This is a genomic window from Nocardioides sp. Root240, assembly GCF_001428825.1.
Lineage (GTDB): Bacteria > Actinomycetota > Actinomycetes > Propionibacteriales > Nocardioidaceae > Nocardioides.
On the sequence record NZ_LMIT01000002.1, the window covers coordinates 494,737 to 512,979 of the forward strand.

At 71.7% G+C, this 18,243-nt stretch carries 19 protein-coding genes; 12 read left to right on the forward strand and 7 right to left on the reverse strand.

Annotated elements, in window-relative coordinates; genetic code table 11:
• Positions 1-264: 264 nt before the first annotated feature.
• Positions 265-792 (forward strand): DUF1990 family protein, encoded by a 528-nt coding sequence (locus ASE20_RS05380; RefSeq protein WP_056893484.1) that lies wholly within the window; start codon positions 265-267, stop codon positions 790-792.
• Between the two features lie 262 nt (positions 793-1,054).
• On the opposite strand, the gene ASE20_RS05385 is transcribed toward ASE20_RS05380, so the two are convergent.
• Positions 1,055-1,324: a hypothetical protein gene (locus ASE20_RS05385; protein ID WP_056893485.1), complete on the reverse strand. Its 270-nt coding sequence runs from the start codon at positions 1,322-1,324 to the stop codon at positions 1,055-1,057.
• A 162-nt stretch (positions 1,325-1,486) separates the two neighbouring features.
• On the opposite strand from ASE20_RS05385, the gene hsaA reads away from it, so the two are divergent.
• From hsaA to ASE20_RS05415, 6 genes are all read left to right on the forward strand, one after another.
• The gene (hsaA, locus tag ASE20_RS05390) at positions 1,487-2,674 is read left to right on the forward strand and encodes a 3-hydroxy-9,10-secoandrosta-1,3,5(10)-triene-9,17-dione monooxygenase oxygenase subunit (RefSeq protein WP_056893486.1); all 1,188 of its coding nucleotides are present in this window, start codon (positions 1,487-1,489) and stop codon (positions 2,672-2,674) included.
• 2 nt (positions 2,675-2,676) lie between these two features.
• Complete coding sequence (gene hsaD / locus ASE20_RS05395) at positions 2,677-3,582, forward strand: 4,5:9,10-diseco-3-hydroxy-5,9,17-trioxoandrosta-1(10),2-diene-4-oate hydrolase (RefSeq protein WP_056893487.1); 906 nt, start codon at positions 2,677-2,679, stop codon at positions 3,580-3,582.
• Entirely contained in the window at positions 3,579-4,475 is an 897-nt protein-coding gene (gene hsaC / locus ASE20_RS05400; protein WP_157538604.1) for an iron-dependent extradiol dioxygenase HsaC, read from the forward strand. Before hsaD ends, hsaC begins: the two co-directional genes overlap by 4 nt.
• 22 nt (positions 4,476-4,497) lie before the next feature.
• Entirely contained in the window at positions 4,498-5,145 is a 648-nt protein-coding gene (locus ASE20_RS05405; RefSeq protein ID WP_225869177.1) for a flavin reductase family protein, read from the forward strand.
• A 79-nt stretch (positions 5,146-5,224) separates the two neighbouring features.
• Positions 5,225-6,586, forward strand: a complete 1,362-nt coding sequence (locus ASE20_RS05410) for a trypsin-like serine peptidase (RefSeq protein ID WP_157538605.1) — start codon at positions 5,225-5,227, stop codon at positions 6,584-6,586.
• Positions 6,587-6,623: 37 nt separating this feature from the next.
• Positions 6,624-7,115, forward strand: a complete 492-nt coding sequence (locus tag ASE20_RS05415) for a hypothetical protein (RefSeq protein WP_056893489.1) — start codon at positions 6,624-6,626, stop codon at positions 7,113-7,115.
• Here the strand turns inward: ASE20_RS05415 and ASE20_RS05420 are convergent.
• From ASE20_RS05420 to ASE20_RS05440, 5 genes are read right to left on the reverse strand one after another with little or no spacing between them, the layout of a single operon-like run.
• Positions 7,045-8,028, reverse strand: coding sequence for an acyl-CoA dehydrogenase family protein (locus ASE20_RS05420; RefSeq protein WP_056893490.1), 984 nt, complete (start codon positions 8,026-8,028; stop codon positions 7,045-7,047). The two genes, ASE20_RS05415 and ASE20_RS05420, sit on opposite strands and share 71 nt — an antisense overlap.
• Entirely contained in the window at positions 8,028-8,915 is an 888-nt protein-coding gene (locus ASE20_RS05425; protein WP_056893491.1) for an acyl-CoA dehydrogenase family protein, read from the reverse strand. Before ASE20_RS05425 ends, ASE20_RS05420 begins: the two co-directional genes overlap by 1 nt.
• Entirely contained in the window at positions 8,912-10,072 is a 1,161-nt protein-coding gene (locus ASE20_RS05430) for an acyl-CoA dehydrogenase family protein (protein WP_056893492.1), read from the reverse strand. The genes ASE20_RS05425 and ASE20_RS05430 overlap by 4 nt, the downstream gene beginning before the upstream one ends.
• Before the next feature lies 1 nt (position 10,073).
• The gene (locus ASE20_RS05435) at positions 10,074-11,540 is read right to left on the reverse strand and encodes a FadD3 family acyl-CoA ligase (RefSeq protein WP_056893493.1); all 1,467 of its coding nucleotides are present in this window, start codon (positions 11,538-11,540) and stop codon (positions 10,074-10,076) included.
• Between the two features lie 42 nt (positions 11,541-11,582).
• Positions 11,583-12,995 carry an MFS transporter gene (locus ASE20_RS05440; protein WP_056893494.1) on the reverse strand — a complete coding sequence of 471 codons (1,413 nt, stop codon included), beginning with the start codon at positions 12,993-12,995 and terminating at the stop codon, positions 11,583-11,585.
• Positions 12,996-13,054: 59 nt separating this feature from the next.
• Here ASE20_RS05440 and ASE20_RS05445 point away from each other — a divergent pair, with 59 nt between their 5' ends.
• The 5 genes from ASE20_RS05445 to ASE20_RS05465 are packed head-to-tail and all read left to right on the forward strand — an operon-like array spanning position 13,055 to position 17,337.
• The gene (locus ASE20_RS05445) at positions 13,055-13,531 is read left to right on the forward strand and encodes a winged helix-turn-helix transcriptional regulator (RefSeq protein ID WP_056893495.1); all 477 of its coding nucleotides are present in this window, start codon (positions 13,055-13,057) and stop codon (positions 13,529-13,531) included.
• A 32-nt stretch (positions 13,532-13,563) separates the two neighbouring features.
• Entirely contained in the window at positions 13,564-14,769 is a 1,206-nt protein-coding gene (locus ASE20_RS05450; protein WP_056893496.1) for an acyl-CoA dehydrogenase family protein, read from the forward strand.
• A 4-nt stretch (positions 14,770-14,773) separates the two neighbouring features.
• Entirely contained in the window at positions 14,774-15,577 is an 804-nt protein-coding gene (locus ASE20_RS05455) for an SDR family oxidoreductase (RefSeq protein ID WP_056893497.1), read from the forward strand.
• Entirely contained in the window at positions 15,555-16,178 is a 624-nt protein-coding gene (locus ASE20_RS05460) for a TetR/AcrR family transcriptional regulator (RefSeq protein ID WP_056893498.1), read from the forward strand. The genes ASE20_RS05455 and ASE20_RS05460 overlap by 23 nt, the downstream gene beginning before the upstream one ends.
• Positions 16,171-17,337: an acetyl-CoA C-acetyltransferase gene (locus tag ASE20_RS05465; RefSeq protein ID WP_056893499.1), complete on the forward strand. Its 1,167-nt coding sequence runs from the start codon at positions 16,171-16,173 to the stop codon at positions 17,335-17,337. Before ASE20_RS05460 ends, ASE20_RS05465 begins: the two co-directional genes overlap by 8 nt.
• Positions 17,338-17,501: 164 nt before the next feature.
• On the opposite strand, the gene ASE20_RS05470 is transcribed toward ASE20_RS05465, so the two are convergent.
• Positions 17,502-18,197 (reverse strand): PilZ domain-containing protein, encoded by a 696-nt coding sequence (locus tag ASE20_RS05470; protein ID WP_056893500.1) that lies wholly within the window; start codon positions 18,195-18,197, stop codon positions 17,502-17,504.
• Positions 18,198-18,243 lie beyond the last annotated feature (46 nt).

The following is an 18,243-nucleotide window of genomic DNA, read 5'->3' on the forward strand; positions in this document are numbered from 1 at the left end:
CGCGGCGGCGGCGTAGGAGTCGCCGGGGTGCAGCCTGGCCCATTGGTACGCCGCGCGGAGGATCGTGCGCTCGGCGTCGAGTCGGATGGTGTGTTGGGTCTCGACGAACGCGAGGAGATCGCTGGCGGACATGTCCGTCAGCGTGTCGTGGTCCATGAGCCCCGAGTTGGCCATACCCGTAGTGGATCACCCGGCCCCGACACAAACACCCGACCGAAGCCCGTTCTCCACAGCTGACGGCAACGGTCGGCGATGATCCCTGTCATGGACGACGCGCTCAGCTATTCCGCGGTCGGGGCGACCCGCGTCGCCGACGAGCGTTGGGATGCCGCGCCGCCGGGCTACCGCCGGTTCGAGCGCACCGTGTCCATCGGCCGGGGCGAGGACGTCTGGCAGGAAGCATCGGCGGCCCTGATGGAGTGGGGCGTCAAGACCCGCAGCGGGTTCGAGGTGGTTGCGGGACCGCACGAGAGCCTCCGTGTCACGGCGGGCCAGGACCGCACGTTGGTCGCGGTGCTGGGGCCGCTCCGCCTGCGCGAGCCGGTCCGGGTGGTCGCGGTGGTCGACGAGCCGACCCGTCGTGGTTTCGCCTACGGGACCCGTCCCGGTCATCCGGTCTCCGGGGAGGAGGCGTTCGTCGTGCACCGCTCGGCCCACGGTGAGGTGTGGCTGACGCTGCGGTCGTTGGCCCGGCCGGCCCGAGGCGGCTGGCGGATCGCCTTCCCCGGTGCGCTGGTGGCGCAGCGGCTGTACCGACGGCGCTACCTGCGCTCTCTCGGGCGATCAGGCTGAGGAGGAGGGAGGCGCGCTCGGGTGGTCATCGACTCACTCGACGGTGCTGGCCTTGCACGCAGGGCAAGGGGGATGGCCGTCGCGGCCTGCGTCGAGATCGGTTCGTGGAGGGTAGCAAGCCTCGCACCACGGGCCGCGGAAGTCGCCAGAAGCCAGTACCGCCGCAACGGTCGCAGGCACGGTTCCGGTCAAGCGTCGCCACGGCCGATCAGGGCCACGGCGCCACCATGTCCACGCCATCAAATGATCTCCTGTCGCGCGATCACTGGATCAGGAAGAGCAATACCTCGCCTTTGGCGTTCGTGGCCTGAATCCTCGCGCTCGGCGCCGACCAGACCGTCACCCAGTTCTTGCCGCCTGTCACCTCGACGGGGTCTTCGGGCGGAGAGTCGGTGACTCTGATCCTCAGGTGGTCACCCTGACGAATCTCGTACTCGGGGCCGACCGGCTCGAAACCCACGTGGAGGGGTTCGTCCTCGCCGGGCGACAACACGAAGGAGAACACGTCACTGTCGTTGTCGTCTCGCGACATGGGTAGAGCGTTGCACATCGTTCAGGCGCAGGGATCCATGGACCGGTTGCGCCGCCGGAGAGATCCGACCACGCCGTGTCGCACTCACCGGGAGGGTCGCGTAGACCAAAACGAGAACGTGTTCTAGTATTCCTGCATTCGTACTTCTGACTAGGAGCGCACATGCACGACGACTTCTCTCCCGAGGTCACTGCCGTTCTCGACGGCGTCCGCGACCTGCTCCCCACCTTCCGTGAGCGGGCCGAGGAGGGCGACCGCCTCCGGGTCATCCCTGACGCGTCGATCAAGGAGCTGGAGGAGACCGGCTTCTTCCGCCTCCTGCAGCCGAAGCGGTACGGCGGCCTCGAGGCCGACCCGATCGCGTTCTACACCGCCGTGCGCGACATCGCCTCGGCCGACGGCTCGACCGGATGGGTGTCCAGCGTCGTGGGTGTGCACCCGTGGCAGGTCGCGCTGTTCGCCGACGAGGCGCAGCAGGCCGTGTGGGGTGACGACCAGAGCGTGCGCCTCTCGTCGTCGTACGCCCCGACGGGCAAGGCGGTCATCACCGACGGCGGCTTCAAGCTCTCCGGCAAGTGGAGCTTCTCCTCCGGCAGCGACCACTGCGCGTGGGTGCTGCTCGGCGGCCTGGTGTTCAACGAGGAGGGCCAGGTCGTCGACTTCCGCACGTTCATGGTCCCGCGGGAGAAGTACCAGGTGGTCGACGTCTGGAACGTCGTCGGACTGCGCGGCACCGGCTCCAACGACATCGTCGTGGAGGAGACCTTCATCCCCGAGGCGTTCACGCTCTCGATGGGGGAGACCGGCGCGTGCCGCGGCCCGGGCCAGGCGGTCAACACCAGCGACCTCTACAAGCTGCCGTTCCACTCGATCTTCACCTCGACGATCGCCACGCCGATCATCGGCATGGCGAAGGGCGCGTACGCCGAGCACGTCGAGATGCAGCAGAAGCGCGTCCGTGCCGCCTACCTCGGCGAGAAGGCGTCGCTCGACCCGTTCGCCGCGGTCCGCATCGCGCGGGCGTCGTCGGAGATCGACGCCGCGTGGGCACTGCTGATGAACAACATCCGCGAGGAGCAGGCCCACGTCGCCAAGGGCGAGCAGATCCCGCTCGAGCTGCGCCTGCGGGTGCGTCGCGACCAGGTGCTCGGCACCGCCCGCTCGATCGAGGCCATCGACGCGCTGTTCGAGGCGTCCGGCGGCCGTGCGCTCGCGGAGGGCACCTACCTCCAGCGTGCCTGGCGCGACGCGCACGCGGGGCGCGTGCACGCCGCCAACGACCCCGAGCGCGCGCTGCAGATGTACGGCGGCCAGCAGTTCGGCCACAAGGTCGACCCGGGGATGTACTGACCGTGACCGCTGACAACGCTGCCTTCTCCAAGGAGGCGACCCGGCGCTCGGCGAAGGCCGGCGACATCACGCTGAACTACTACGAGGCCGGCCCTGAGGGCGGCTCGCAGGTCGGCGGCGGGCTCCCGTTCGTGCTGCTGCACGGCGGCGGGCCCGGCGCCTCGGCGTGGAGCAACTTCGGCTCGGCGCTGCCGAAGTTCGCGGCGAGCTTCCGGACCCTGCTCGTCGACCAGCCCGGCTTCGGGCAGTCCGACAAGCCCGAGGTCGGCGCCAACTACTTCCGGCACTCGGCGTCGTACCTCGTCCAGCTGCTCGACGAGCTGCAGATCGAGCGCGTCCACCTGCTCGGCAACTCCCTCGGAGGAGGTACGGCGACCCGCTTCGCCCTCGAGTACCCCGACCGGGTCGGCCGGCTGGTCCTGATGGGTCCGGGCGGCCTGTCGACCAACCTGTTCCACGCCGACCCCACCGAGGGCGTCAAGCGGCTGATGGACTTCAGCATGAACCCCAGCCGCGAGGCACTGCGGGCGTTCATCTCGACGATGGTCGTCAACCAGGCGCTCGTGACCGACGAGCTCGTCGAGGAGCGCTTCGCCGACGCCACCGCCCCGGGATCGCTGGAGGCGATGCGCTCGATGGGCGCGTCCTTCTGGAACCCCGAGTGGGCCGAGGACGGCATGCTCTGGCGCGAGGCGCACCGCCTGCGCAAGCACACCCTGCTCACGTGGGGTCGCGAGGACCGGGTCAACCCGCTCGACGGTGCGCTCGTCGCCCTCAAGCAGATCCCGAAGGCGCAGCTGCACGTGTTCCCGAACTGCGGCCACTGGGCCCAGATCGAGGCGGCCGACGAGTTCGCCGAGATCTGCACGGCGTTCCTGGCCCGTCACGTCGAAAGGACCCGTTCGTGACCATCGACATCCGCTCCATGGGCTACATCCGGGTGGCGAGCACCGACCTCGACGCCTGGAAGCAGTTCGCCGGCAAGGTGCTCGGCCTCGCCGAGGGGCGCGGGCCGAACCCGGCCCACCAGTACTGGCGCGTCGACGAGGTGTCCGCGCGCATCGTGGTCTTCCCCTCCGACGTCGACCAGCTCGACTGCACCGGCTGGGAGGTCGCCGACCACCAGGCGCTGCAGGCCGCCCGCGAGCACCTTCAGAAGGCGGGCGTCGAGTTCGAGGAGGGCACCCGGGAGGAGCTCGACGAGCGCCGCGTCCAGGAGCTGGTCCGCTTCCGCGACCCGTGGGACAACGTCTTCGAGCTGTACCACGGGATCACCTACGAGGCGCGACCCGTCGTCACGCCGTACGCCGCCACGTTCGTCACCGGCGACCAGGGCCTCGGCCACATCGTGGTCCCGGTGCTCGACGACGTCGAGGCGCTGCGGTTCTACACCGAGGTGCTCGGCTTCCGGCTGCGCGACTCGATGAGCATGCCCGGCGAGTTCGTCGGCAAGGAGCCGGGCAGCAAGGTGTGGCTGCGCTTCCTCGGCGTCAACCCGCGCCACCACTCGCTGGCGTTCCTGCCGATGCCGAACCCGAGCAAGTGCGTGCACGTCATGCTCGAGGTCGACAAGCTCGACCACGTCGGCCGCGCGCTGGAGCGGGTCCGCAAGCACGGTGCCCCGCTGTCGGCGACCCTCGGCCGCCACATGAACGACGAGATGATCTCGTTCTACGTGAGGTCGCCCGGTGGCTTCGACGTCGAGTTCGGCACCGAGGGCATGACCGTCGACGACAGCCGCTGGGTGGCGCGCGAGTCGACGGCGGTCTCGTACTGGGGCCACGTCTTCGGTGGGCACTGAGCAGGCCGTTAGCGTGGACACCGTGGCAGACAACCAGGACGCGATCCCCGAGGGCATCAGCTCCGACGCCCGGGAGACCTGGCCGCACCCCGAGCTGATCCAGTCGTGGCTCGGGGACGCCGAGGTCGACTTCGAGCTGCGACCGGGCGAGGAGGTGGTCGTCCACGACGACCCCGCCGCGCAGGCCGCCGCGCGCCGGTTCCGCGACGTCCTCGGCTGCTTCGGCTCGGGCATCACCGTCATCACGACGATGAGCGGCGACGAGCCGGTCGGCATGACCTGCCAGTCCTTCGCGAGCGTGTCGCTCGACCCGCCGCTGGTCACGTTCATCCCGGCCCGGACCTCGCGCGCCTGGCCGATGATCCAGCGCGCCGGCCGGTTCTGCATCAACGTCCTCGCCGCCGACCAGGAGCACGTCTCGGCCCAGATGGCGACCAAGGGTGCCGACAAGTTCGCCGGCATCTCCTGGACGCCGGCCGCGGCCACCGGCTCGCCCGTCATCGACGGCACCCTGGCCCACCTCGACTGCACGATCCACGCGGTCTACGAGGGCGGCGACCACTTCATCGTCGTCGGCAAGGTCGAGCACCTCGAGCAGCACGGCCCCGAGGCCGCGGTGACGGAGCCGCTGCTCTTCTTCAAGGGGCGCTACCGCACCACCGACGGCTGACCCGGTCGCCGTAGCCACCACCCCTGCCGGATCGTTGCGGCTGGGACGGCACGGCACGAAGATCGGGGGGATCGTCCGGATGAGGAAGTCTGTGGTGCGCTGCTGGGCGGCGCTGTCGGGCGTGGGACTGGTGGCGTCGCTGCTGCTCGTCGCGCCGCAGCTCGCGGACGCAAGCGGGGCGCTCCCGGAGCGCGCGGCCACGGCCTCTGCGGCGTCCGCGCTCCTCTCGACCGACGGGGTGGCCGACTACTGGACGCCGGCGCGGATGCGTTCGGCCGTACCGATGGACCTGGACGCCGACGGGGACGCGATCGCGGGCAGCGGTCCCGCGACCGGGACGACCCGGGCACGGGCAGCGACGCTGACCGCGCCGCGGTCGGTGGGCAAGCTGTTCTTCACCACGGCCCAGGGCAACGCGGTCTGCTCGGCCGCCGCGCTCAACACGGCCCAGAAGAATGTCGTCATCACCGCCGGCCACTGCGCCAACAGCGGTGGCGTGCCGAACCTGCTGGGCTGCAGCAAGGGCCGCTACTACACGAACTTCCTCTTCGTCCCGCGCTACGCCAACGGCTCCGCCCCCGACGGCCAGTGGGTCGGCACGCGCGCGGTGACGCACCAGCAGTGGATCAGCGAGTGCGACGCCTTCGAGTTCGACCAGGCGCTGATCGAGGTGGCGCCGCGCAACGGCCGCAACCTCGTCGACGTCGTGGGCGGCAACGGTGTCGCCTGGAACTTCCCTGCGGAGCAGGCCGACATCAACGTCTGGGGCTGGCCGGCCGAGACGCCGTACGACGGCATGACGGTCAAGCGCTGCCACGGCACGACGACCGAGCTCGACGCCAACGGCGACGCCTTCCTGAGCTGCCCGATGACCGGCGGTGCGTCGGGCGGACCGTGGTTCGTCGGGATGGTCGGCTCGAACGTCGGCTACATCTGGGCCGTCACCTCGCGGCGGACGACGACCGGGCCGGCGTACGTGCTGGCGTACCCGATCGGCGACTCGATCCGGACCCTCCTCGCGGACGCCCGGCTCAATGCCCGGACCGTGGCGAGCAGCTCCACCACCACGTCGACCACCACGTCGACCAGCCCGACGCGGGCCGTGACCGGTCTGTCGGTCACGCCCAACCACTCGGTCATCGGCCGCGGCCAGCTGGTGGTGCTGCGGATCCGCTCGGCGGCGAGGCGCTGGGTCGCCATCGACGCGAGCCGCCGATCGGCACGCGGTCCGTGGACGCGGGTAGCGACGCGATGGGCGAGCGCCTCGGGCACCGTGGCGGTGTCTCAGCGGCTCGTCCGGGTCGGCTACCGCTGGTACCGCGTCCGCAACGCCGCCGGGCGCCAGGTCGTGGTCCGGGTGCGGATCAACGTGTGCCCGCTGCCCGCGCAGCGCAGTGCCGCTGTGGTGGACAACACGGGCTGCACCGGCCCCACGAGCTGACGCCCGGGGCCCGACCTGGGGCAGCATCGACCCCGACATGCACAGCCTCGACCCCACCGAAGACTTCGCGATCCGCCTGCTGCGGCGCTTCCTGCTGCTCTGCGAGCACCCGCGCACGCGCCAGCGGATGCTGCAGATGGTCCGCCAGTCCACGCGGATGGGGCCGGGTGCTCCGCGCCTCTACGGCTGGATCAACAAGGCCGTGCTGAACCCGCGCTTCCAGCCCGTGCTGGAGCGGCGCGCGATGTCGGCGATGAAGGCCGAGCTCGTCGCCTCGCAGCTGATCGGGCTCGCCATGACGCGCTACGTGCTCAAGATCGAGCCGCTCGCGTCCGCGCCGGTCGACGAGGTCGTCCGGATGGCGGCGCCCGCCATCGCTGCCGCGCTGCAGGGCGAGGACGCCTTCGACCACGTGGTGCGGCCGGAGCAGGACGAGCCGGAGCCGCCGCGTCGCGGCCTCAGAGCGCTACGGCTGCCCGGTGTCGGTGCGGTGCGCCGAACAATTGCCCCAGGGCGTGGGCGCGCTTGAACACCAGGTGCGCGTCGTGCTCCCAGGTGATGGCGATGCCGCCGTGCAGCTGCACGCACTCGCTCGCGGCCAGCTGAGCCGTCTCGATCGCGTACGACGCTGCGGCGCGAGTCAGGAAGTCCGCGTCGTCGGCACCCTCGGCCAGTGCGTAGGACGCCGCCCAGCTCGCCGACCGCGCCAGCTCGGTGCGGGCGAACACGTCGGCCATCCGGTGCTTGAGCGCCTGGAAGGAACCGATGGCCCGCCCGAACTGCACCCGCTCCTTGCTGTAGGCCACGGTCATCTGCAGCGCGCGGTCGGCGAGGCCGACCGCGAGGGCGGCCACGGACGCGGCGCCGACCAGCTCGGCCCGGGCGCCCGCGGCGGTGCCGTCGCCGAGCGGGGAGGTGGTCGCGACGGCGAGGTCCAGCTGCGCCAGCCGCACCGACTGGTCCATCGACTCGACCCACGTCGCGGGGGCGTCGTGGACCTCGACCAGCTCGTCGCCGAGCACCGCGAGCACGATCGACGCGCGGTCGCCGTCGAGGACGGGTGCCGCTCCGGTCACCAGGGTCGCCACCTCGCCCGCGGCGATGCGGGGGAGCAGGTGCCGCTTGGCCTCCTCGGTGCCGCCGGCCAGGAGGGCGTGGGTGGCGATCGTGGTCGCGAGCAGGGGCGAGGGCGCCAGCGAGCGGCCGAGCTCCTCGAGGACCACGGCGGTCTCGAAGAAGGTGGCGCCGACGCCGTCGTACTCCTCGGGGACGGCGAGCGCCGCCACCCCGATCTGCTCGCAGAGCGTGGCCCAGAGGGCCACGTCGTGGCCGGACGCCGAGGTCGACGCGGCGCGGACGGCGGCCGAGTCGGCCCGCTTCTCGAGCAGGCTCCGGACGGTGGCGGCCAGCTCGGCCTGCTCCTCGCTGAGGGCGAACTCCATCAGGCACCCACCAGCGTCGAGAGAATGCGGGCGCGGTGCTCGGCCGGCGTGCCCCAGGCGGTGACCAGCGCGCGGATCCTGGTGATCCAGACGCTGAGGTCGAACTCCTGCGTGTAGCCGATCGCACCGTGGACCTGGAGCCCGGTGCGGGAGGCGAGGTACGCCGCGTCCGCGCAGGCGACCTTCGCCGCCGAGACCGACCGGGGGGTCGGGTCGAGGGCGGCGCCGAACACGAGCGGACGGGCGAAGTCGAGCGCGATGCGCACGTCGGCCAGGTGGTGCTTGATCGCCTGGTAGGAGCCGATCTCGCGACCGAACTGCTTGCGCTGCTTGACGTAGGTGACCGCGTCGGCGAGCACCCGCTCGCCCGCTCCGAGGAGCTGGGCGGCGGTGGCCAGCACCGCGAGGTCGTACGCCGCCGCGAGGTCGCCGTGCTCGACGGTCCCACCCGGGGTGACGTCGAACAGGTGGCGGCTGCGGTCGACCGACACGTACGCAGCTCCAGCGGTCGCCGTGTGCAGGGCGCTGTCGACCGCGACGTACACCTCGTCCGCGATGTCGGCGTCCAGGGCGCGGGGCGCGGCGACGGTGCCGATGCCCTCGACCTCGCGGCCGAGCGCGACGGGGAGGTAGGCCGCCGACTCGACCCACGGGCCGGGGACGGCGTGGCGGCCGAGCGCCTCGAACGCGATGCAGACCTCGACCGGGGTGGCCTCGGTGGCCAGCATGGTGACGCCCTGCTCGGCGAGCCGCTGCCAGAGCTTGAGTCCGGCGTCGTGGTCGCCGTCGGCCCAGGCGCGGGCTGCGGCGACGGTGTCGGCGGCGGCGAGGAGGGACTCCAGCGAGGCCGCGAAGTCCCGCTGGTCGGTGGTGAGCTCGAACCTCAACGCTGCAGTCCCTTCGGTTCGCGCGGGAGGCCCAGGATGCGCTCCGCGATGATGTTGCGCTGGATCTCGTTGGTGCCGGCGTAGATGGGGCCGGACAGCGAGAAGGTGTAGCCGTCGAGCCAGGTCGACTCGAGCTCGGCATCAGGGCCGAGGAGGTCGAGGGCGGTCTCGTGCAGGGCGACGTCGAGCTCGCTCCACCACACCTTGTTGACCGAACCGGCCGCGCCGATGTCACCGCCGTCCTTGAGCCGGGAGACGGTGCCCCACGTGTAGAGGCGGTAGGCCTCGGCCTTGATCCACGCGTCGACGACGCCGTCGGTCGCCGCGGTGCGGTTCGGGCCCTCGGGCGTCTCGTCGTACAGCGCCAGGAGGCGATCGGCGGCGGCGGTGAACCGGCCGGGGGAGCGCAGCGACAGTCCGCGCTCGTTGCCGGCGGTGCTCATCGCGACCCGCCAGCCGTCGCCCGGCGCGCCGAGCACGTCGGCGTCGGGCACGAAGACGTCGTCGAAGAAGACCTCCGCGAAGCCGGCCTCGCCGTCGAGCTGTGCGATCGGCCGGACCGTGACGCCGTCGGCGTCGAGCGGGAAGAGAAAGTACGTCAGGCCGGCGTGCTTCAGCGCCTCCGGGTCGCTACGGAACAGCCCGAAGCCCCAGTGGGCGAGCGCGGCGCGCGAGCACCAGATCTTCTGGCCGTTGAGGACCCAGCCGCCGCGGTCGTCGTCACGCCGGGCCGTCGACTTCAGCGAGGCGAGGTCGGAGCCTGCCTCGGGCTCGCTCCAGCACTGCGCCCAGACCTTGTCGCCGGTCGCCATCGACGGCAGGAACCGGTCCTGCTGCTCCTGGGTGCCGTGCTCGAAGAGGATGGGGGAGAGCAGGAAGATGCCGTTCTGGCCGACCCGCAGCGGCGCGCCGGCGCGGTAGTACTCCTCCTCGAAGATGATCCACTCGACCAGCGACGCCGCGCGGCCGTGGTACTCCTCGGGCCAGGACACGACCGACCAGCGGGCGGCGGACAGCTTCGCCTCCCACTGCCGGTGCAGCTCGAAGCCCTCGGGGGTGTCGAGCGACGGCAGCGGCTCGGCCGGGACGTTCTCCGCGAGCCAGGCGCGGGCCTCGGCCTGGAAGGCCAGCTCGGAGTTGCTCAGTTCCAGGTCCACGTCAGTTCTTCCTCAACTCGGTCTTGAGCACCTTGCCGGACAGGTTGCGCGGCAGCACGTCGATCGACTCGACGAAGCGCGGCACCTTGAAGTTCGCGAGGCGGGTCCTGGCGAAGGCGAGGACCTCCTCGGCCGGGGCCGAGCCCACGACGTACGCCTTGCCGACCTCGCCCATCCGCTCGTCGGGTACGCCGACCACGGCGACGTCGTCGACACCGTCGAGCCGCATCAGCACCTGCTCGACCTCGGCGGGGTACACGTTGAAGCCGCCGGAGATGTACATGTCCTTGAGCCGGTCGGTGATCCGCAGGTTGCCGGCCCCGTCGAGCACGCCGACGTCACCGGTGTGCAGCCAGCCGTCGGCGTCGATCGCCTCGGCGGTGGCCGCCGGGTCGTCGAGGTAGCCGAGCATCACGAACTCGCCGCGCACCAGCAGCTCGCCGGCTTCACCCGGGGACGCAGCGTCGATGCGGGTCTCCATGCCCGGGATCGCGCGGCCGCAGGTGGTCGCGACCAGCTCGGCGTCGTCGCCGTTGCGCGCCATGGTCACCACGACCGCCTCGGTCATGCCGAACGCGGTGACGACCTGGTCGATGCCGAGCTCCTCGCGCATCCGCTCGATCAGCACCACGGGGACGACGGCCGCGCCGGTCACCGCGAGCCGCAGGCTCGACAGGTCGCGCTCCTCGCGGCCGGGTGCGGTCAGCAGCGACTGGTAGACGGCCGGCGCACCGGGCAGCACGCTGATCCGCTCGGACTCGATGAGGTCCATCGTGCGCTCGAGGTCGAAGGTGGCCAACGGGTAGAGCGTCGCGCCCGTGGTCAGTCCGGTGACGATGCCGACCTTGTAGCCGAAGGAGTGGAAGAACGGGTTCACCACGAGGTAGCGGTCCGCGGCGGTGACCCCGCCGAGCTCGCCCCAGGCACGCGCGACGCCGACCGTCTGGCGGTGGGCGCTCATGGCGCCCTTGGGGCGGCCCGTCGTACCGGAGGTGAAGAGGATGTCCGCGACGTCGTCCGGGCCGACCTCGTCGTCGAAGGGCGCACCCGACGGCAGGTCCGCGGCAGTCACCGACGCCAGCGTGACCACGGAGCGGGACACGCCCTCGGCGCGCAGCTCGTCGATCTGGTGGCGGCCCAGGAAGCCGTCCTCGACGACGACCAGTGCGGCGCCGACGCGCTCGACGATCTCGGCGACCTCGGCCCCGAGGTAGCGGGTGTTGGCGGGCACCAGCGTCGCGCCCGACCACGACACGGCGAGCGCGGCGATCACCCAGGCGGTGCTGTTGGGCGCCCACAGGACGATCCGGTCGCCGCGGCGCACGCCGGCGTCGCGGTAGGCGGAGGCGGTCCGCTCGACCCGGTCGAGCAGGTCGGCGAAGGTGAGGACCTGGTCGTTCTCGACGTAGGCCGGTCGGTCGCCGTACCGCTGGGCGGCGTCGCGCAGGACGGCGGGAATCGTGTCCATGGCCACACCCTACCAAGCATTTGCTTGGTTCGCCCTCCGCTGTCAGGCGACGGGCTCCGGCACGATCGCGCGGGCCGGCGCACGGACGCCCTCGATGGCCACCGCGACGAGCGCCGCGATTCCGGAGGCGATGGCGATGAACACCCAGCCCGAGCGCACGTCGTCCAGCGTGAGCGGACCGCTGCCCAGCAGGCCGACGAGGATGCTGACGCCCAACGCCAGGCCCACCTGGCGGGCCATGCTCGAGAGGCCGGAGCCGGTCGAGGCCTGCTCGGGCGGCAGGGCGGACGTGGCGGCCGCGACCAGGTTCGGCATCGCGAGGCCGACCCCCACTCCGCCGAGCAACCAGCCCGGCAGGAAGGTGGTGAGGTACGACGGGTCGGTCGAGATGACCATCGACTGCCAGAGCGCGGCGACGCCGAAGGCGATGCTGCCTGCCGCGATGAGGCGACCCGGCCGGACCCTCGGCAGCAGTCGGGCCGCGAGGAGGGAGGCGACCGGCACCATCACCGGACCTGCTGCGACGGCGAGCCCGGTGCGCAGGGCCGAGTAGTCCCAGGCGTTCTGCATCCACAGGATCCCGAGCAGCAGGGACGAGCCGAACGCGGTGTTGAAGGCCAGGGCGGCGAGGTTCGCCCAGCGGACCGGGCGGATGCGCAGCAGCGCGGGGTCGATGACGGGCGCGGTGTGTCGCGCGCTCACGGCGACGAAGCCGCTCACGAGGAGCACGGCGGCGGCGAACGAGCCGAGCACGCCGGGCGAGGTCCATCCCCAGTCGTTGCCCTGGACCAGTCCGAGGATGAGTGCACCGATTCCTCCGGCGATCAGGGCCGCCCCCGCCAGATCGGGGTGAGGTGCCCCCTCATTGTGACGCACGTCCGGCACGAAGCGCAGCGAGGCGAGCGCGAGGGCCGCGCCGATCGGGACGTTGATCCAGAACGCCCAGTGCCACGAGACCTGCACCAGGACGCCACCGGCTGCCGGGCCGAGAGCAGCGGCGACGGCGCTCGCCAGGGCCCAGAGCCGGGCGCCCGCGGCTCGCTTCTCCGGCGGCAGGGCGCCGAGCAGGAGGCCGAGGCTCGCGGGGGTCATGGCTGCGGCGCCGACGGCCTGGAGCACCCGGAACGCGACCAGCGTCCACACGTCGTCCGCGAACCCGCAGGCCAGGCTCGCCGCGGCGAAGACCACCACGCCGGCGACGAAGCCGGTCCTGCGCCCGTAGCGGTCGGTCAGCCGGCCCATCGGGATGAGGAGGGCTGCGAAGACCACGGCATAGCCGTTGAGGATCCAGCTGAGCTGGCCGAGCGTCGGCGGCGTGCCGTCGGCGGCGAAGTCGCGCCCGATGTCGTCGAAGGCCACGTTGACGATGAACAGGTCGAGGCCGGCGAGGAAGGTCGCGCCGGTCAGCAGTGCGGTGACCAGCCCGACACGGGGGGTCTGGCTTTGTGTGGACATAGCCAGACCGTAGGACCCTGACTATGGAAATGGCAAGTCAGATCGCTAGGGTGGTGGGCATGAGCATGCAAGTGGCCGGGGGACTGGCGCGGCGGGGCGACGTCCCGCTGGGCGCGGCCTGCCCGATCGATCGCGCGATGGGACTGCTCGGCAACCGGACGTCGATGCTGCTGCTGCGCGAGGTCTTCTACGGCGCGCGTCGGTTCGAGCAGCTCGTGCGACGGGTCGGCGTGACCGACGCAGTGGCCGCGCAGCGGCTGCGGGAGCTCGTCGCCGCGGGCGTGCTGGCCAAGCAGCCCTACCGCGAGCCCGGCCAGCGCACGCGTCAGGAGTACGTGCTGACCGAGTCCGGCGCGGCGCTCGCGCCGATCCTGGCGGGCCTGCTCGAGTGGGGGCGCACCCACCTGCCCGACGACCGCAGCCACGTCGCGCTCAGCCACGCCGAGTGCGGGGCTCCGGTCCACGTGGCCCTGCGGTGCGACGCCGGGCACGACGTACCGGAGTCGGAGGTCGTGGTCACCGGACGACGCGGCTGACCGAACAAGCATTTGCTTGGTATGCTCCCGGGGTGGACCTGACCGAGAGTGCCGACGACCGCGCCTTCCGTGAGGAGGTGCGCACCTGGCTGGCCGATCACCTGACCGGCGAGTGGGCCGCGCTGCGCGGCCTCGGCGGCCCGGGGCGCGAGCACGAGGCGCACGACGAGCGGCTGGCGTGGAACCGCCACCTCGCTGAGCACGGTTGGACGGCCGTCGGCTGGCCGACCGAGCACGGTGGCCGCGGGCTCTCGCTGTGGCAGCAGGTGATCTTCCACGAGGAGTACGCGCGGGCCGACGCGCCTGCCGGCGTCAACCACCTCGGCGAGCAGCTGCTCGGCCCGACCCTGATCGCGTTCGGCACCGAGGAGCAGAAGGCCCGCTTCCTGCCGGAGATCGTCGCCGTCCGCGAGCTGTGGGCGCAGGGCTACTCCGAGCCGAACGCCGGCTCCGACCTCGCCAACGTGCAGACCCGCGCGCGGCGCGACGAGAGCACGGGCGAGTGGGTGATCGACGGGCAGAAGGTGTGGACCTCGCTCGCGCACCTGTCCGACTGGTGCTTCGTCGTCGCCCGCACCGAAGCGGGCTCGACCCGCCATCACGGCCTGTCCTTCCTCCTGGTCCCGCTCGACCAGGAGGGCGTCGAGGTCCGGCCGATCGAGCAGCTGACCGGCGGCTCGGAGTTCAACGAGGTCTTCTTCACCGGCGCCCGTACGGCGGGCGACCTCGTCGTGGGCGAGCCCGGCCGCGGCTGGGGCGTGGCGATGGGCCTGCTCGGCTTCGAGCGCGGCGTGTCGACGCTCGGCCAGACCGTCGGCTTCGCCCGCGAGCTCGACACCGTGATCGACCGGGCGAAGGCCAACGGCTCGATCGACGACCCGGTCGTCCGCGACCGGCTGGCCCGGATGAAGTCGGAGCTGGCCGTGATCCGCAGCTTCGCGCTCCGCTCGCTCGCCCTCGTCGAGGGCGGCCAGGACTCCGCAGCGGGCAACGGTGCGGGCTCGATCTTCAAGCTGGCGTGGGCCAACTGGCACCGCGACCTCGGCGAGGTGGCGATGGACGTCGCCGGCGCCGACGGGCTGCTGGCCCGGCCGACCGGGGGCTACGACCTCGACGACCACCAGCGGCTCTTCCTCTTCTCGCGCGCCGACACCCTCTACGGCGGCAGCGACGAGGTCCAGAAGAACATCCTCGCCGAGCGTGTGCTCGGCCTTCCCCGTGAACCGAGAGGTGCCTGAACCCATGACGGCGATGCGACCCGAGCAGCCCACCCCCGACTACGTCCCCGGCCACGACCTGCTGGCGGGCAAGGTCGTCGTGGTCACCGCCGCCGCGGGTGCCGGCATCGGCGCGGCCGTCGTACGACGAGTGCTGGAGGAGGGAGCGAAGGCGGTCGTCTTCAGCGACACCCACGAGCGTCGCCTCGCCGAGGCCGAGGAGGCGCTGGCCGCCGAGTTCGGCGCCGACCGCGTGCGCCAGCTGGTCTGCAACGTCACCAAGGAGGAGGACATCACCGCCCTCCTCGACGCGGCGGAGGAGTTCGGTGGCGTCGACATCATGATCAACAACGCCGGCCTGGGTGGCACCGACTCAATCCTCGAGGTCACCGACGAGACCTGGAACCGGGTCATCGACATCACCCTCACCGGCACCATGCGCGCCACCCGTGCCGCCGGCCAGCGCTTCGTCGCGGCGGGCAGGAAGGGCGTGATCATCAACAACGCCTCCGTCATCGGCTGGCGTGCGCAGGAGGGCCAGGCCCACTACGCCGCGGCCAAGGCCGGGGTCATGGCGCTGACCCGTTGCTCGGCGCTCGACCTCGCCCCGCACGGCATCCGCGTCAACGCGGTCTCGCCGAGCCTGGCGATGCATCCCTTCCTCGAGAAGGTCACCTCGCCCGAGCTGCTGGTGGAGCTCAAGCAGCGCGAGGCTTTTGGCCGCGCCGCCGCGCCGTGGGAGGTTGCGAACGTGATGGTGTTCCTCGCGAGCGACTACTCGTCGTACCTGACCGGTGAGGTGATCAGTGTCAGCAGCCAGCACGCCTGAGGGCGGCACGCCCAGTCGCCGCGAGCAGCTGCTCGCGATCGCGGCCGAGCAGTTCGCCGAGAAGGGATTCCGCAACACGACGGTGCGCGACATCGCGGATGCCGCAGGCATCCTGTCGGGCAGCCTCTACCACCACTTCGACTCCAAGGAGTCGATGGTCGACGAGATCCTGATCCCGTTCCAGGAGGAGCTCTTCGGCAAGTACGACGAGATCCTCGCCAGCGGCGACGACGCCCGCACCAAGCTGGAGCGGGCCGTCCGGGTCTCCTTCGAGGCGATCGACCAGCACCCGCACGAGGTCGCGATCTTCCAGAACGACGCCGACCACCTCGGCTCGTTCGAGCGGTTCGGCTACCTCGCCGACCGCAACGCGCAGTCCCGGCAGGTCTGGGTGAGCCTCCTCGAGGAGGGCGTCCGCGCCGGCGTGCTGCGCGCGGACCTCGACGTCACGCTGACCTACCGCTTCATCCGCGACACCGTGTGGGTCGCCGTCCGGTGGTACCGCCCCGGACGCGGCCTGAGCCACACGACCGTCGCCGACCAGTACGTGCGGATCCTGCTCGACGGGATCGCCATCGACGAAGGGAAGTCCCATGGCTGAGGCCTACATCATCGACGCGGTCCGCACCGCGGTCGGCAAGCGCGGTGGCGCCCTCGCCGGCGTCCACTCGGCCGACCTGGCCGCCCACTCGCTGGCCGCCCTCGTCGAGCGCACCGGTGTCGACGCCGGGGCCGTCGACGACGTCATCCTCGGCTGCTGCGACACCATCGGGTCGCAGGCCGGCGACGTCGCCCGTACCGCCTGGCTGGTCGCGGGCCTGCCCGACCACGTCCCCGGCGTGACCATCGACCGCCAGTGCGGCTCCTCGCAGCAGGCCGTGCACTTCGCCGCCCAGGGCGTGCTGTCCGGCACCCAGGACCTCGTGGTCGCCGGCGGCGTGCAGAACATGAGCGCCATCCCGATCTCGGCCGCGATGCTCGTCGGCCAGCAGTACGGCTTCTCCACGCCCTTCGCCGAGTCGCCCGGCTGGCTCAAGCGGTACGGCGACCAGGAGGTCAGCCAGTTCCGCTCGGCCGAGATGATCGCCGAGAAGTGGGACATCTCCCGCGAGGAGATGGAGGCCTTCGCGCTGGCGTCCCACACCCGCGCGCGTACGGCGATCGCCGAGGGGCGCTTCGCCAACGAGATCGTGCCGTTCACGCTCGAGGACGGCACCGCCTTCGACACCGACCAGTGCCCGCGGGACACCTCGCTGGAGAAGATGGCCGGCCTCGAGCCGCTCGGTCCCGGCGGCCGGATCACCGCCGCCGTCGCCTCGCAGATCTGCGACGCGTCGTCGGCGATGCTGATCGCGTCCGAGCAGGCCGTGAAGGACCACGGGCTCACGCCTCGCGCCCGGATCGTGCACCTGTCGGTCCGTGGTGACGACCCGGTGTGGATGCTCACCGGCCCGATCAACGCGACGAGGCACGCGGTCGAGCGGTCGGGCATCGCCATCGACGACATCGACCTGTTCGAGTGCAACGAGGCCTTCGCCTCCGTCGCGCTGGCGTGGATGAAGGAGACCGGCGCCCCGCACGAGAAGGTCAACGTCAACGGCGGCGGCATCGCCCTCGGCCACCCGATCGGCGCGACGGGCACCCGCCTGATGACCACGATGCTCAACGAGCTCGAGCGCACCGGCGGCCGCTACGGCCTGCAGACGATGTGCGAGGGCGGCGGCCAGGCCAACGTCACCATCATCGAGCGGCTCGGCTGACGATCCCTTCGCCCCCGGTCCGTCCTGCCGATGGGAGGGGACACGGGGGAAGGGGGACGTCATGAACCACCGTCAGGCAGAGCAGTTCCCACTGGTCGTCCTCGGCACGTACGCCGTCGGCTACCTCGCGGGACGATCCATCGCGGTTCTCTGGACGCGTCGCATCAACGCGGGCGCTGGCGGCGACGCTCGGTCTCGAAGACCAGCCGCCTGATCCGGTCGCCGTGGGCGGTCGGGTCGGCGAAGCTGAGCGCGACGCCGGTCCCGCCCCCCGCGAACTGGACGTGCCGGACGACCCGCGCGGGCTGGGCGAGGTTGTCGCCGTCGATGCGCACGGTCGCCTCCACGTCGGCGCCCACGGGCGGGATGTCACCCTGGGCGGCGGCCAGTGCTCCGCCCTCGCTGAGGTCGACGGCGACGCCGAGGAGGGCGTGCTTCTCGGGCTCGTCCTCCGCGGGTCCGTCCTCTGCGGGTTCGGTCGTCCAGACGAGGGCCACCGGCACGGCCACGCGGGCGCGGAAGAACGCGCGTTGCTGCAGTCGGGTCGGGGCTGCGGAGGGCCGCAGCAGCCACACCCGGCCGTAGTGCCGGACCGCCGGGCGGGTGCTCACGGCGCACTCCATCCGGCCCAGCGGGTAGGTCCAGCTGACGCTGGCGTCGAAGTGGTGCTCGTCGGGGTCGAGCCCGTCGGGGCAGGCCACCACGAGGGTGGTTCCACCGTCGCCGTACGGCTCGACGTCGAGGACGCGGGTCTCCACGTCGAGGGTGTCGCCCGTGGTCGGCCGCAGCCTGAGCCCGACGGGCTGGAGCAGCGCCGGGTGCAGCTCGGCAGCGACCGTGACCGGGCGCGAGGTCGACATGCCCTTCACGTCGGCAGGCGGAGGGGAGACCTGAGGTGCGTGGTTC